16 protein-coding genes are annotated in these 15,169 nt (G+C 42.5%); 7 read left to right on the forward strand and 9 right to left on the reverse strand.

The window, feature by feature from the left end:
• Positions 1 to 25: 25 nt before the first annotated feature.
• On the reverse strand, positions 26 to 166 hold the full coding sequence (locus F6K37_RS01860; protein WP_168166531.1) for a hypothetical protein: 141 nt from the start codon (positions 164 to 166) through the stop codon (positions 26 to 28).
• 198 nt (positions 167 to 364) lie between these two features.
• Between F6K37_RS01860 and F6K37_RS01865 the strand changes: the two genes are divergently transcribed.
• Positions 365 to 1,351 (forward strand): SGNH/GDSL hydrolase family protein, encoded by a 987-nt coding sequence (locus F6K37_RS01865; protein ID WP_287247791.1) that lies wholly within the window; start codon positions 365 to 367, stop codon positions 1,349 to 1,351.
• Positions 1,352 to 1,615: 264 nt separating this feature from the next.
• On the opposite strand, the gene F6K37_RS01870 is transcribed toward F6K37_RS01865, so the two are convergent.
• Entirely contained in the window at positions 1,616 to 2,701 is a 1,086-nt protein-coding gene (locus F6K37_RS01870) for a Gfo/Idh/MocA family protein (RefSeq protein WP_287247793.1), read from the reverse strand.
• Positions 2,702 to 3,019: 318 nt separating this feature from the next.
• On the opposite strand from F6K37_RS01870, the gene queC reads away from it, so the two are divergent.
• Positions 3,020 to 3,706 carry a 7-cyano-7-deazaguanine synthase QueC gene (gene queC, locus F6K37_RS01875; protein ID WP_287247795.1) on the forward strand — a complete coding sequence of 229 codons (687 nt, stop codon included), beginning with the start codon at positions 3,020 to 3,022 and terminating at the stop codon, positions 3,704 to 3,706.
• 58 nt (positions 3,707 to 3,764) lie between these two features.
• Here the strand turns inward: queC and F6K37_RS01880 are convergent, their stop codons facing one another.
• Both F6K37_RS01880 and F6K37_RS01885 read right to left on the reverse strand, forming a co-directional pair.
• Positions 3,765 to 4,298 carry an FkbM family methyltransferase gene (locus F6K37_RS01880; protein WP_353736738.1) on the reverse strand — a complete coding sequence of 178 codons (534 nt, stop codon included), beginning with the start codon at positions 4,296 to 4,298 and terminating at the stop codon, positions 3,765 to 3,767.
• A 33-nt stretch (positions 4,299 to 4,331) separates the two neighbouring features.
• Positions 4,332 to 4,706, reverse strand: coding sequence for a hypothetical protein (locus F6K37_RS01885; RefSeq protein ID WP_287247796.1), 375 nt, complete (start codon positions 4,704 to 4,706; stop codon positions 4,332 to 4,334).
• A 315-nt stretch (positions 4,707 to 5,021) separates the two neighbouring features.
• Between F6K37_RS01885 and F6K37_RS01890 the strand changes: the two genes are divergently transcribed.
• From F6K37_RS01890 to F6K37_RS01905, 4 genes are all read left to right on the forward strand, one after another.
• Entirely contained in the window at positions 5,022 to 5,177 is a 156-nt protein-coding gene (locus F6K37_RS01890; protein WP_287247798.1) for a hypothetical protein, read from the forward strand.
• A 677-nt stretch (positions 5,178 to 5,854) separates the two neighbouring features.
• Entirely contained in the window at positions 5,855 to 6,040 is a 186-nt protein-coding gene (locus tag F6K37_RS01895; RefSeq protein ID WP_287247799.1) for a hypothetical protein, read from the forward strand.
• Positions 6,041 to 6,453: 413 nt separating this feature from the next.
• Positions 6,454 to 7,779, forward strand: a complete 1,326-nt coding sequence (locus tag F6K37_RS01900; RefSeq protein WP_287247801.1) for an MFS transporter — start codon at positions 6,454 to 6,456, stop codon at positions 7,777 to 7,779.
• A 367-nt stretch (positions 7,780 to 8,146) separates the two neighbouring features.
• Positions 8,147 to 9,379 carry a glycosyltransferase gene (locus F6K37_RS01905; RefSeq protein ID WP_008187789.1) on the forward strand — a complete coding sequence of 411 codons (1,233 nt, stop codon included), beginning with the start codon at positions 8,147 to 8,149 and terminating at the stop codon, positions 9,377 to 9,379.
• Between the two features lie 165 nt (positions 9,380 to 9,544).
• Here the strand turns inward: F6K37_RS01905 and F6K37_RS01910 are convergent, their stop codons facing one another.
• A complete protein-coding gene (locus tag F6K37_RS01910) occupies positions 9,545 to 9,796 on the reverse strand; it encodes a DUF6761 family protein (RefSeq protein WP_008187787.1) in 252 nt (83 codons plus the stop codon).
• 376 nt (positions 9,797 to 10,172) lie between these two features.
• On the opposite strand from F6K37_RS01910, the gene F6K37_RS01915 reads away from it, so the two are divergent.
• Complete coding sequence (locus F6K37_RS01915) at positions 10,173 to 10,907, forward strand: response regulator transcription factor (RefSeq protein ID WP_008187786.1); 735 nt, start codon at positions 10,173 to 10,175, stop codon at positions 10,905 to 10,907.
• A gap of 42 nt (positions 10,908 to 10,949) precedes the next feature.
• Here the strand turns inward: F6K37_RS01915 and F6K37_RS01920 are convergent, their stop codons facing one another.
• The 4 genes from F6K37_RS01920 to F6K37_RS01935 all read right to left on the reverse strand — a co-directional run bounded on the left by F6K37_RS01920 (position 10,950) and on the right by F6K37_RS01935 (position 14,787).
• Positions 10,950 to 12,050, reverse strand: coding sequence for an acyltransferase family protein (locus F6K37_RS01920; protein ID WP_008187785.1), 1,101 nt, complete (start codon positions 12,048 to 12,050; stop codon positions 10,950 to 10,952).
• Between the two features lie 118 nt (positions 12,051 to 12,168).
• Positions 12,169 to 12,951, reverse strand: a complete 783-nt coding sequence (locus tag F6K37_RS01925; protein ID WP_008187784.1) for an ABC transporter ATP-binding protein — start codon at positions 12,949 to 12,951, stop codon at positions 12,169 to 12,171.
• Between the two features lie 257 nt (positions 12,952 to 13,208).
• Complete coding sequence (locus F6K37_RS01930) at positions 13,209 to 13,817, reverse strand: hypothetical protein (protein ID WP_008187783.1); 609 nt, start codon at positions 13,815 to 13,817, stop codon at positions 13,209 to 13,211.
• A gap of 115 nt (positions 13,818 to 13,932) precedes the next feature.
• Positions 13,933 to 14,787, reverse strand: a complete 855-nt coding sequence (locus F6K37_RS01935) for an Rpn family recombination-promoting nuclease/putative transposase (RefSeq protein ID WP_008187782.1) — start codon at positions 14,785 to 14,787, stop codon at positions 13,933 to 13,935.
• Between the last annotated feature and the right edge of the window lie 382 nt (positions 14,788 to 15,169).

Raw genomic sequence — 15,169 nt, forward strand, 5'->3', positions numbered from 1 at the left:
AATTTTTTAAGGAAATCGACCGGAATTAGCCAATGGTGTAAGCGTTGTGCAATGCCCACCAGATCAGAACGCTGATACTGCCCAAAACCAGAATTGCTGAAATAACAACGGCTGTGGGGCTATCAGCTCCTTTAAACTTCATGATGCCACGATTGAGGTCTGACATAGTTTGTCGCTCCTGTTTGAGTTATCAGGGATCTAACCAACAAGTCGATTATAGCCAGGGCTAAATCAGGGGGAAATTTACCGATTAACCTTGGTATACTCAGCTTTGAGCGGTTATACTCGGCTTTTAAAGTGATCTCACTACTGAAAACCTAGACAAAACTATAGGAAAAATTTATAAATTATATAGGATTTTCTTGTGAAAGTATTGCTATTAACCTTGGCAGTGCTAGTCAGTTCCTTGGTAGCCCTAGAGGTGGGTTTACGATGGCTGCTCGGCTTCGGTAATCCCCTTATTTATGTGGCAGATGAGGAAATTGGCTACTTGCTAGCCCCTAACCAAAGCACCAGACGGTTTGGCAACCGCATTGTCATTAATGAATATTCCATGCGCAGTGCCACCACTACTCCTAGCCCACCCCGATCCATGCTGCGGGTGTTCCTACTGGGGGATTCTGTTGCGAATGGGGCTTGGTGGACAGACCAAGACCAAACTATATCAGCACGGCTCCAATCTCAATTAGAACTATGGCTGACCAAAGACGTCTTACCAAGTCTAACCAAGGAGAAACCATTTGAAACAGTCGAAGTCCTTAATGCTTCTGCTAATTCTTGGGGACCACGAAATGAGTTAGCCTATCTACGACGCTTTGGCACCTTCAACGCCCATGTAGTGGTATTACTGATTAATACCGATGACTTGTTTGCTACAGCACCGACTTCTGTACAAGTGGGACGCGATCGCAATTATCCCAGCCAAAAACCCCTCTTAGCCATAGCCGAGATCTGGAGTCGCTATCTCCTGAGAGCACCAGCTATTCCTGAAATGGAAGCAGTCAGAGCAGAACCAGGAGACCGGGTTGGCTTTAATCTCAAGGCCATTGGGGAAATTAAGACCCTAACTGATGCTGCTGGAGCCAAGTTAGTGCTAGGGATGACCCCCCTACTCCGGGAAATTGGCACCAAAGGACCTCGTGACTATGAGTTAAAAGCCCGTAAACGCTTGAGTGACTTTACTCAAGAGCACAACATTACTTATCTTGATTTTTTAGAAGTATTCAATAACACCGAAACACCAGAAATACTTTACCGTGACCACATTCACCTTAGCCCCCAAGGAAATCAGAAAGTCAGTGAAGTTATATCAGCTCAGGTAGCTTCATCAGTGATCAAACTTTTCAGGTAAATGGAAAAAGGGACAGGGGAAAAGGTTGATAGCAAATCCAGATTAAAGACCCCCTGTTGAAGTCAGTCTGTCCAGGCCGACTTTGTACTCTTCCAGAAGGCTTGACCTACCTATAGCCGCGAGTTTTAGTTGTCAGGGCTAGAAGGGATTTATCAAAGCGGATTGGGCTGATTTGTTCCTTACCCCCTTAGGCTCTCCCTAATGTCGGTCAGTTACAAGTGCAACTGACCCCTACATCATCAACAACAAATCAACAACAAGTCACTAACACGGAACTGTCATGACGGAAGTATGGAGTTTATGATTCCCATTGTCTACGTTGTGCCAAACTTGACCATCAAGAGCCATCTGCTCAATCAAACTGGCCAAACGCAGTGCTTTTAGAGCTTGTTCACCTCCGACAGAAGGTTGATTACCACCCCGTACACAATTGACAAAGTGTTCTAACTCAGCATGGAGTGGTTCAATATTACTGGTATAAACCTTCTCAATCAAACCATCCTGTCGGTAAAGCACTTGACCATAGTCCGTCATATAATTGGCAGTGGTTTGCCGATGAATTAGAATCTCATTATTCAGGAAATCAGCTTCCGTCAGAGAATTTTTGCAATGGGCAGCGATGCGACGGATTTTTCGGTGTGTCACTTTACTTGCCGTGACCGTACCAACAATACCATTGGCAAACCCCAAGGTAGCAGTGACGTAATCTAAATACCCGGAATCAGAAGCACGGCTGCCACTAGCGGTTAACCTTGTCACAGGTGAGGCTACCAATTCTAGTAATAGATCTATATCATGAATCATGAGATCCAAAACCACCGAGACATCATTGGCTCGGTCAGAGTAAGGACTCATGCGATGAGCTTCCACAGCCAGCAATTGTTCTGTCTTCAGAACTTTGCTCAGTTCCTGGAAAGCTGGGTTAAAACGTTCAATATGTCCAACTTGGAGAATACATTGGGAATCTGCTGCTGCATTTACTAACGATTCTGCCTCAGCAATACTAGCGGCAATCGGTTTTTCAATTAAAATATGCACTCCAGCTTGTAGACAAGTCATCCCGACTTGATGATGTAGACGGGTCGGTACTGCAATGCAAACCGCCTCTACATAGGGAAGAAGATCGTGATAATCTTCAAAAAAGCGAACACGGTACTTACTGGCAATATTTAAACCACGCTCGACGTTAATGTCTGCCACACCCACAATTTCAACGTCTTTGAGAAGACTCAAAACTCGGGCATGATGTTGTCCCATATTGCCAACGCCAATCACACCGATTTTGATTGGCTGCGGTAAGTTGCGCTGGACTTGATGATCTCGATGTCTTTGATAAGTACTATTCTGCACTCTTTTTTGCTCCTCCACCACTGGTAATAAGTCGATTTACTTAATCTAAGTCGCCTTAAACCATCCAGATAGTACCACAGCAACTATAAATGTGAAGAATTTCAAAGCTTTGTCCATCCCACTCAGGCTAAAAGAACCTTTAAAACATGTGTTCTATACTTATTGTGGTTTGACGAAATATCGAACACTAACCCTATGTGTCAGTTTGTGGGTTGTCTGTTGACAGAGCAATGAAATTATTAATTGGTAGTTGTAGTAACAGTGCAAAACGTTTGATTAGGCATTATCCTGATGAGACTTGTGATATCTGGTTGGATCATGTCTAAGAAAGTAATTGTGTTGTTATCTGGAGGTTTAGACTCTGCTACAGTTTTGTATCAATCAGTAGGAGACGGTTATGAGTGTTATGCCCTTTCCTTTGATTATCAGCAGCGACATCGACGAGAACTCAAATCAGCCTACGCAATTGCTACTGCAGCAGGTGTTAAGGAACATCAGGTAGTCAGGTTTGACTTACGGCAGTGGGGAGGTTCAGCGTTAACCGATGATAACCTTGACCTACCCAAGGAGCGTAGTCTAGAGCAGATGTCTCAAGACATCCCCATAACCTATGTTCCAGCCCGTAACACGATTTTTCTGAGCTTTGGCTTATCCTATGCAGAAGCAATTGGTGCTGAGGGAGTCTATGTGGGTGTCAATGCCTTAGATTATTCTGGCTATCCAGATTGCCGTCCGGATTATATCCAAGCAATGCAGACAGCTTTTGATTTGGGGACGAAACAAGGTAGGGAGGGCAATGGAATTAAAATTGTCACTCCTCTGATTGACCTGAAAAAAACCGAAATTATCAAATTAGGCAATCAGCTGGGTGTTCCTTGGGAAAAAACCTGGTCATGCTACACAGGTAACGATCTAGCTTGTGGTGTTTGTGATGCTTGTCGGTTGCGATTGGCTGCCTTTGCTGAGTTGGGATTGGACGATCCACTTCCTTATCACAAAGGCTGAGTAAGCTGAGTAATCAGTGTGTTGCTAGAACAAGAGGGATTTTCATTCCTGTTGGATACTAGAAGAATTGATTTAGCCGATAGTTACGCCTGGCGTAGATACGGTAAACCCCTGTATCTGCCAGCAATAATTCTTGATCAATCACTAACTGGTAGCCTTTCCTTTGGAGTAAGTTTGTGATCTGCTTTAGTTTTATCCCTGCTGTAATCTGATCAACCTCCATGACAATTTGCTTAATTTTTTCCCAATCCTTCTCCTTGATGCCAGCCAAGATATCTAGCTGAGGTTGATCAGCATTAATTTTGAGTAAATCAATTTTTTCAATGTTCTGTTTATGAATAATACTAGATATAGTCTTTGAGTGCTTGGAAAGTCCAAAATTGAAGACTTTGGCATTCGAGCCATACAGTGATGCATTGATCTGCAACAGTTCAAAAACATCTGGTAAGGCTTCAAAGGAGAATAGTCTGGCATTTTTACAGATTTGCTGAGCAAACAGGGTGAACATACCGATGTTTGCCCCTATATCAAAAATACAATCCCCATCATGGATAGTTATGCCATGTTTAATGTAGGTCTGTTTTTCAAAAATTTTTTGATATAATTAATCAGTTTATTGTTCATTTTAATGAACAATAACTAAATTATTGAATAATTGGTAATCGTTATGATTAAATATAATAGCCTCGGCTTTAAGAATATCAAAATTGGTAGCTAAACCTAGGTTAGAGGGATTTGGTGATAATGGCTGATTGGCAGGAGATCTGATCCAGTCTTCAAAACTTGAGGAGATGACAGTACTCCCATTTTTAGGAGTAGATATTAGACTAGACTTATCAAATATTTGTTCAACATGTTGATTAGATTTTGATAAGTTTATTTTGGATGGAATATTTATATCTTCCATCCATAAGTTTAGAGATTTATTTAAAGGTTCTGCTGTCAGGGTAGCCGTTAGTTTAATAGTTATTTCAGATAGTTGATTTGCGTTTAATACCATAGGGATTTTCGTTAACTATATTGATTAAACTGCACAGTAAGATCACTAATTATGACTAGTTATCTCGACAGAGATATTACTGACTTACTTATATAGTAGTAAAGCACCCTGATTGAAATTTAGTTAATTATAGCAATTTTAAGCAATCTTAATTTAAATTTCATAAAAATTATAAAAATCAAGAAGACTCTGGCGATATTATTTACCCTGGATTTTATGTTAATCCTCTTCCGAATCTAATCATTTCGACATGAATTTATAGGGCAGTTTACTTAATAGTAAATAAACCTGTATCTATACAATATTGACTCATACATGTTAGTAATTGGTTGCCATTTTGGCAAAATTTTCGGTTATGAGGAAGGAGAGGCCGTGAGCCACGCTACGCGATTGACCTTAGGTCAAGCTAAGCGAACGGAGATTCTGGAGGAGCCAGAAAATCCCGATGACCAGCAATATGTGGATCAGTAAGGGTGAATAAAACGATAACGAATCATCATACTATGAAGATATTTACAGTAACTGGTTTAACTTTGAGTAGTTTTACAAAAATATGCGATCGCGTCCAATCAAAGCATGTCTTGTGAATCCAATGGTGTCCTTTAGCTCAACCTCCTCTGACCGAAATTAAAGTCAATCATTATGATTCCAAATACTGGGAGTGATTTTCGGGATACTCTGGGGGGTCAAACCGAGGTATATTTTATAACCTATAGGTTGCACTAAATTTAAGAGGTTGACGCTTGACGCTTGACGCTTGAGTGTCAGGGATAAACGGTCAAAAAAAATTAAACTAGTGACCTCAAACAATCCAAAACCGAACTAGATAAGGAACTAGATATAGTTAAGCATCTTCAATATCTCAATATCTCAATTGATTTAAAACTCCCGTTTAGGATACTTGTTTTATTTACCAATAAAGTATACAATAGTCAATGGAAATTAAGTCAATTTAAATTATAACTGTTGAAACTCTTCTTAATAACCAGGGTCACTGGTCTTTTCTTGCCACTAAACGTAACTAGTTGGTAACGAGTCAGCAGTCAGCTCTCGGCTGTGGAGCTTCTCAAGATAGGTGTCCACAATAGCTCATCTCTTCCTGCTCAGATAGGTACTACGGAATTATTCTGATCAGCAAATTCAGCACCATGTCACCCACAGAAGCGGTTGTCGGGCAAAAGCGATGCAGCGCAGCCATTGGGGAGCAAGTGCGGTCTTGGGGAGGCAGCGCGGTCTTGGGGAGGCAGCGCGGTCTTGGGGGTTTCCCCCATGAGCGACTGCCGTGGTCCCCCCGGAGACGAAACCTTAGACAGGCTCGCCTTTATGGTTGGTAGGTTATGCAAAAAAGGGTTAAAACTTGAGGCGCGACCCCGTAATTTAATTCGCCATAGGAAAGCGCGCCTCCATTGATTAAGGCGAGCCTGTCTTACGGTAACTTCAAACCATGAGCGACTGCCGTGGTTCCCTCTCTCGCGGTTTGCATCAACACAATGTCACCACAATCTAAGCAAAAATGTCACAAATAGTAATCATCAAGGGTACCGTCAAACATAAAACTTGCCACCATACTAGATATATCAGTAAGCCCACCTACAACAGTCTTTTTCCCCGAGCTAGACTGTTTTACCCATCAAGGTGTAAGCTTAGCGGGAACTGGCAAGGGGTTCAGTCATTCATGTATAAAAGGTACAATAATCCCGCCGATGGCGGAGTATAACGACGAGTAAAGTAGAAAAAGACACAATAAATGCAGATTTTCTTTCTGATCTGGTTGGGACAGCTAGTATCCCTTCTGGGGTCTAATCTTACCGAATTTGCTCTGGGCGTTTGGGCTTACCAGACTACTGGTTCAATCACCCAATTTGCCCTAATTTCTTTATTTATTCACCTACCCAATATTATTATCTCACCCATAGCTGGTACATTCGTAGACCGGTGGAATAGACGCTGGGCGATGATTCTCAGCGACTCCGTGGCAGGGGCTAGCACACTGGTGGTTATGGCTCTGGTGTTCTCGGGCAGGTTAGACATCTGGCACATTTACCTAGTCGTAGCAATCAGTTCAACGTTTAAGGCTTTCCAGTTGCCAGCCTATACAGCAGCTACGACTCAGCTGATGCCTCAAGAACATCTTAGCCGTGCTAATGGCATGATGCAAGCCTCTAGGGCAACTGCCAAGATTCTTGGACCGACCTTGGCGGGTGTGCTGCTGGAGACCATTCACTTGCAGGGAATTCTATTAATAGACTTCATCACATTCATCTTTGCCCTAGCGACATTGCTAAGCGTTCAGATTCCCCATCTCCAGTCTAGCCATCACACTCATCAAAAGCAAGCCCACTTCTCCCAACTGCGCCAAGATCTAGTATCAGGCTGGCGTTACATTGCCAAACGGCAAGGACTGCAAGGGTTGCTGATGTTCTTTGCCGTGGTCTACTTCACTATGGGTATTCTTCAGGTGTTGTTCTGGCCACTGGTGTTAAGCTTTGCCTCCAGTGCTGAACTTGGGGTCATTTTATCTATTGGCGGTTGTGGGATGCTTATTGGTAGCTTGGTCATGACTACCTGGGGAGGACCCAAGCCCAGGATATACGGTATTTTTAGCTTTGTAATCCTGCAAGGCTTGTTCTTACTTTTAGGTGGGTGCCGCGCTTCTGTGAACTTAGCTGCTCTTGGAGCGTTTGGTGTTTTATTTGCTCAACCCATTATCGTTAGCTGTAATCAAACTATCTGGCAGAACAAAGTCCCAGCTAATCTGCAAGGACGGGTCTTCGCCTTACAACTGGCCATCGAAAACTCCTTATTGATCCTTGCCCACATGCTAACCGGACCGTTAGTCGATCATGTTTTAGAACCGATGATGGCTACCGATGGACTGTTAGCAGGTAGTATTGGGCATATCATTGGAGTTGGTCCAGGGCGTGGGATGGGCTTGCTGTTGCTGTTGATGGGATTGCTGAACATCCTGGCAAGCTTTATCGCTTATCGATATCCACCCATACGGCGAGTGGAAAAGGAACTGCCGGATGCGATTCACCCTAACCTAGGTTTAACTACTTCGACTAGTGTTTGATCCCAAATTCGCTCCAAAAACCCCCGTTATGATTCCAGCATTCTTTCTCCTGTTCTCCTGAAGCTCCTGAAGCTCCTGAAGCTCCTCATGCTTTTTGCTTAAAAAGGGGGTAATTAACCCGGATTTGGTATGAAACGTTTCCTAACTCCTGGGATGGGCGAAGTATTTACATACAGATACTGATCATGGTTCAGGGGAAGATGGGGAAGATAGAGAAGATAGAATTGTTGTGCTCTTCCTCAATTCCCTCTCCTGATCACATTTGCCTTACCTGTTCTGACATGATTTATGCAACAATTGGGACGCATCGTCAATGCTTTGCCCCTAAAAATTAAACACGCTCTGAGTGGGATAATTCTATTCACCTATGAAAATTGCTATTATCACCTCTGGATTCTTGCCTGTCATTGATGGCGTAACAGTTAGTGGATTATCTAGGCTACAACGACTGAGTCAGTGGGGACACCAGGTGTTGTTATTTTGTCCTGAGTACAGTGCTTTAGAACATGTCTATCCCAATTGGCGAGATTATACTGGTCAAATCCTGCCTGGAGTGAGAATCATCAATTTACCGAGTACCTCATTCATGGACTTGGACTTTGAGCGTCAGGTGCGCAGGAGTTCCTATTCAATCCTCCTCCAGGAATTAAAAAAATTCCAGCCCGATATTATTCATGTTGATGAACCAGAAAGACTGTTTTTTGGATTTTTTCGAGTGCCTGGGGTGGCTTTTGCCAAAAAAGCTGGTATTCCCTGTGTGAGTTTTTTTAGGACTAATTTTATTGACTATGCCGAAGATTACTTTTCTCTACCGTCTCTGGTCGTCGCTGGAATTAAATTTATTTTTAAAACCATATTGATTTCAGTGTATAATTCTTATGATGTCACCCTAGTTTCTAGTCGGATTACCCATAAAAAAATTATCAATCTGGGCATTAAAAACACCCTACATGCCAATTTAGTTGGCTTTGATGCTAGTAAATTCTATCCTGGTTTACGGGAAGAACAGTTTTTCGAAAAGAACTATGATATTCCAGAGGTTGAGGGGAAAGTTAAGTTAATTTTTCTAGGTCGGTTAACTCCAGATAAGGGGTGGGAATTTACCCTAAATGCCTTTTCACGAGTTGTACAAGAGGTCAACAGTGACAAAATCGCACTGATCATTGCTGGTGATGGTTCGATGCGGGATGAGATTGCTACCCGCTTAAGCAAGTTAACACCTAATAGTTACTTACTGGGTAGAGTGCCACCGGAAAATGTTCCAGCTCTTTTGGTCAACAGTGATATTCATATCACAGCATCAGAAAAGGAGACTAGAGGGCTAACTATATTAGAAGCCTTCGCAGCTGGAATTCCTGTGCTCGCTCCTGAAGCAGGTGGGGTAGTGGAGAATATCCAAGACGGATGGAATGGTTTTTTGTTCACTCCCCAGAATCAGGAAGATTTCTGCGACAAGCTCAAAGTATTAATTGAGAACCCAGCGTTGCGACAGGAAATGGGTCGCAACGGTAGGGAGTGTGTTTCCCAGTATGGTTGGGATGAAAGGGTTCAGAATTTAGTTGGTATTTGGGAAAAGCAGATTGCCAAGAAAACCCACTGATATCAAGTCCAGTTAATTACTCAAGAGAATAGCCTATCGCTTTTTGGTAATGGGTAATGGGTAATGGGTAATGGATAATTGGTAATTGCCTATTACCAGCTAACGGATAGGATGAGTACTCCCATGGACTTGATCGGATTCAGTGGGGTTCTGTGTGTTTAAGGTTTAATAGTAGTCGGTTTCTGGCTGCGGCATTGGTACCATCTCAAAGTTGGATGGATCACGAAGATAACGAATGGCATCTTCTTCTAAGCGGTAGGTTATATAGGATTCAAGGGTATTTGTGTGTTTGAGGGCAGAAAGATAGCCATCGATATATAGCCGCAATTCATCGAAGCTATAACCTCGATTCCACAAATCGACTAGGGAGTCAGTAAGTTTTTGATAGCAGCGTATAGCTTGAGGATCTTGCAGCATAGTCTTAAGAAATTTTGAGTATCAACAGTAGCGGTATTGGCTCACTCAGTAGAAACTCGGATACGCCAACTTAACTTCAGTTTAGCAAAAGTAGCAAGTCCTCAATACTTTTCTCAATTATTTGTTATGTTACCTAGACTAAATTGCATCTTATATGCTATAATCTAAAATGGTCAGTTAAAATTAATGGTAAATTGAAATTTTACTATTGTCCTTATTGTCCCTCTGACCTGGTCCATTTGCTGCCACTAGGAAGTCGTATTGGAAGAACGCAAGCCAATATCGGGATCATAAGTAGCAGTTGTTACAGAATGTTGACCTGACCTTTGCTATGATTAAATCCCAACGGCTAAGGCTAAGAGGACTTTAATGTGCCGTGGGCTCAGTTAGAATTCAGATTATTGAAGGAAACCCTCATTTGCGATCGCTTCTAGGGTCGCACCTGAAGAAATCCGGTTATGGGGTGTACCAATCACAAAATCTTGAGCAAGCCAAGGAAGACTTTCACCATCGCCAACCCACTCTGGTTATCCTAGACTCTGATTTACCAGACAGCGATGGGGTTGAATTTTGCTGCTGGCTTCAGCAGCAGCGAAAATCTCTAATTTTAATGTTGTCTGCTCGTAATAGTGAAAGAGATATCGTCACTGGTCTTAAAGCTGGGGCAGACGATTACCTCACCAAGCCCTTTGGTATACAGGAATTTATGGCACGGGTGGAAGCCCTAATTCGTCGCCTCCGCATTACGGTAGCTCCCCTGTCTCTGGACTACGGTGATCTCAAAATTGATTTAGTCCAGCGTCGTGTCCGCTTCAAAGAAGAGTTTATTGACCTGACTCCACAAGAATTTAGTTTGCTCTATGTACTCGCCCAAGCAGAGGGAATGCCTTTGAGTCGCTCTGAATTATTGCGCCGCGCTTGGCCCAATGCTATTGACAATCCGCGCACCATCGATACCCACGTCCTTGCCCTACGCAAAAAAATAGAAACTGATCCTCGACAACCCAACATTATTCAAACGGTTCGCAATGTTGGCTATCGGTTTAATCAAGGCATAAACGAGAATAATCCAAAACTTGGGACAGAACTGGCAGCCCAAAAGATTTATTAATGGTTAATTAACCATTAACCATTAACCCTTAACCCTTAACCATTAAATCCTGATCAACCAGCGTCGCCGATACATCCCATAGAGAATCAACCACCACAACAGTACATTGACTATGGCAAAGATCAAAGAACCATTCATGGCTCCAGCCCACGACCGAAACAGATTTTCATAAATCCAAGTATAGGTACTCACAGCATTATCACCTGTCCCTACCTTAGTTCGATATAGGATGCGAACTACTAAACCAGATGCGACAAACAGAAAAATCGCATTTAACCCCATTACTTCTAACGGCCATCCCCATCTGCGAAATCCCCGCACTTCAATTAACTCATAACAAGCAGCTAGTAACAGCATCGACCAACCAGCAGAAAAGACTACATAGGAACTTGTCCATAACTGCTTGTTAATTGGGAACCAGAAATCCCAAACCCAGCCTAAACCAAGACAACCTACACCAAATAGTACTAATCCCAAACTAGTGCGGGACGGTATCGGTTGATGGCGTAGCCAGTCCCCAACGAAATAGCCAGCCAAGACAGTTACTACCGCTGGGAAGGTGCTAAACAGTCCTTCTGGATCAAATTGAGCTTGTTTATACAAATGGTTTGTTCCCAATACCATACGGTCGATATAGGCAGCAAAATTCCCTTCCGGTGTCAGATTACCAGCACCATAATCAGGAACTGGTACTAAAGACATCGCTGCCCAGTACCCTAGCAAAACTATTCCGGTCAGTACCCACAAACCCCGTCGTCTTAGATTTAGCACTGCTACAGCACTAAGGAAATAGGCAAGACTAATGCGCTGCAAGACACCCATAATCCGAATAGTATCCCAGTTGTAAGTCGGAAAACCATTGAGCAGTAAGCCTAGGGCAAATAGAATGGCACATCGCCTGCCAATACGCCAATACCCCTGGGATACGGATTGGTTGTTATTGGTGTACTTGACTAAGGAAAAAGCCATTGCTACACCAGCAATAAATAAAAAGGCAGGAAATACTAAGTCTGTGGGTGTAAAACCATGCCACTTAGCGTGAAGTAAGGGGGGATAGACATAAGACCAACTTCCGGGATTGTTGACTAGAATCATGCTAGCCATGGCAATACCTCGAAAGACATCAAGAGAGGTTAGACGCATGATAGGCAAGAGGCAATAGGCAATAGACAAGAGGCAATAGGCAATAGACAAGAGGCAATAGGCAATAGACAAGAGGCAATAGGCAAAATTAAAATAACCGTCAACTGTCAACAAATGATTAAGCCCACTCTTGAGATGCTTTAGCTTCTGCTTGTACTAATCTCTCTCGTAATTGTTGCCAATTAATCTGCTCAGCTGGACTGTCTTGGAGTAACTGAGTATCTTGCAAATACAATAGTCGATTACAAAATAACTCAGCCATATCTAGCTGGTGATTGACCATCAAAATTGTGATCTGCTCCTTTCGGGCTAAATCGGTAAATACCCTGATCACCTGAGAGGCTATACCAGCATCTAAGGCTGAGGTGGGCTCATCAAGTAACACTATCCTTGGTTGGACAACTAGTGCTCGTGCGATCGCAACCAATTGCCGTTGTCCCAAAGACAGTTGTAACTCTGTACGCTCTAACCACTCCGCTGGGATGCGCAGTCTCTCTCGAATCTCTTGTGTCCGTTGTGCGTTCGCGTAGCGTGGCCTACGGCCAATCGCTTTTTTTGGCAGCTGTTGCAATACCAACGGATAAGCTAGAGCCTCCTGAACGGTCATTCCTAACAATTTTGGTTCTTGAGGAACCAGCATGATCTGTCGCCGCAATTCTAGGACAGGGATATTCCGGATGTTCTGATTATCTAGGTAAATTGTTCCCTGGGTGGACTCACTTAATCGGTTCAACAGCCGCAACAGAGAGGTTTTACCAGCACCAGATGGTCCAATCACGCTGATGCGATCGCATGGGCTGACCTCGAAAGAAATATCAGTTAATATAGGTATTCCAGCTGCTTTAGCCCTGGTTGAGAGGGTCAGGCTTACCTGCTTTAGCTGCAACAGGGGATTAGTCAATCGCTTTGCTCCAATTAAAAATTATCAATGTTTTAGCTGAGAGCTCTCAGCTAATGGGCTACAGATGGTGCTACAGATAGTGCTTTTATAGCGCTACGCCCAAGTCAGCAAGGTTATTGCGTCAGAAGTCAAAAGTAAGGGATTACTTACGTTTCGGAGTTTAGGAATGTCAAACATCTTAATGGGTAGTGCTATAGTACCTCAAGTACCGTGCGCGTAGCCCATTAGCTGAGAGCTGAGAGCTGATAGCTGAATGCTTACATCAAACCCTGATTGATAGCTGTGGTTATGGTCCAGGCATCTACAAGTAATAGCAAGAGGGTGAATCCGAACAAAATTAGATACATCCAAGGCTGGGCTAGGGGACGAATATCGGTAGTATCTATCCCGGTATAGTTTTGTACTAACTTAACTAAGCGATTAAATCCCACTACTCGCATTGGCAGCAAGTAAGCTTGGTCATAAGACTGGCTAACGAAATAGTAAACAAGCCCTCCTTGACCTGTGGTGCGCATTTTTAAGTCTTTCACCTCTTTCCAGTGTAATTGCCAACCTTTGCGGAAGAATCGGGGCACCCAATTGGGATAAGCTACCTGAATTTTTTCGTCATCTACAATCACCTGTTCGCTTAAGGCACCATAGAGGGCGATAAATCCTAAGCTAATTCCTATCCACAGGATTATTGGCGATACCGGAGTCGATGATACTTTAGCTAAAAACGGTAATGGTATCAACAGCGCCCAATAAAATGTGATTAGGGTAATCCGAATTATAGGAGAGATGCGAAATACAGAAGGGCTATACTGTTTATTTTCAGGGTTATTTTCAGGTTTAGTTTCAGATGCTTTTTTTTGATTTGGTGACATAATGAAAATGGTTTAATCAGGGAATAGGTAATAGGGAGTAGGGAGTAGTAAAAAGGGCAGAAAAATTTTCAGAATTAATTTATTATACCTCAAGGTTTAATCCCTTAGCGACCATTCAAAAATTTTCAACGTCTTCTTTAGTTAAACCAGTTGTTGCCACGATTAAATCCAAATCAATCCCTCTTGCTTTCATAGCTTGGGCTATTTCTATAGCTTTCTCTGCTCTCCCCTGTAATTTTCCAGCTGCTTCTGCTCCTGCCAACAGGCTAATTTCATACCGTTTATTTTCCAGATATTTCTGATAAGCAACCCTTTCTGGTAATGGTAAATTATCAATCCTGAGCTTATCCTTGGCCTCGGCTAATCCTCTGGCTTGGAACTCTTCCTTGATTTCACTATTCTTTAGGAAATAGATCCATTCATCTAAATTGTTTCTAGTTACATTATCAAACTGGTTGACTCTCAAGATATAATATTCGGGAAATATCTGGTATACTTTCTCTAGTTTGAACAACTCTTTCTGGAGACTGGATAACCCTAAGGAGTCTTGATGATGACGACCTCGTAAATCTAGTTTCCCTTCATAGATGTAATCTTGTCCTTGCCCCAGGGTAAAGTAAACAATATTAATGGAGTAGACTTTTTTGAGTTTACTATAGGGCTCTCCTTTATCTAGATATTGCGTGAGCAGTGTGGAGACGCCAAATAGCATCCGGTGAAAGTAATCATTTTCGGAACTATTTTGGACTTCCACTAGCAGTAACTCTCCAGCACTATTGAGCGCTAGAATATCAACCCGATTCAGTTTATTGTCTTCGGTGAGCCGATTACTTTCGCCTTCTAAAATAGATTCAATAGTAATCTCTTCTCCTAGTAATTCGGTGATCAAGCCTTCTAGGACAACATAATTAGCTTTATCCCTCAGCAGTTTTTTGATCGCCCAGTCAAAGCGGATGTGTGTCTTGGCCATGATTAGTAGGGAGTAGGGAGTAGGGAGTAGGGAGTAGGGATTAGTATAGTTAACAAGCAGTGTTAACTCAAAAATTAATTGATTTTATTATAGGTGGAATTTACTTTATTGATTTTCCTAGTAACTCTACCGGTAACGCTAGTTGCTGCTTGGTTTAATAATCTTATCTACTGATCATGGGTAAATTTACTCTACCGATCAGATCAGCTCTGTTATTGATTTCCCCAGTAACTCTACCGGTAACGCTAGTTGCTGGTTGGTTTAATAATCTTATCTACTGATCATGGGTAAATTTACTCTACCGGTAACCTTAGGTATATTGCTGATTTACTCAGTAACTCTAGGAATAAGTATAGCTGTCGGTTAGTTTAATAATACACTC

Origin of the sequence: Moorena sp. SIO4E2, from assembly GCF_010671945.1 — a bacterium.
Taxonomy (GTDB): domain Bacteria; phylum Cyanobacteriota; class Cyanobacteriia; order Cyanobacteriales; family Coleofasciculaceae; genus Moorena; species Moorena producens.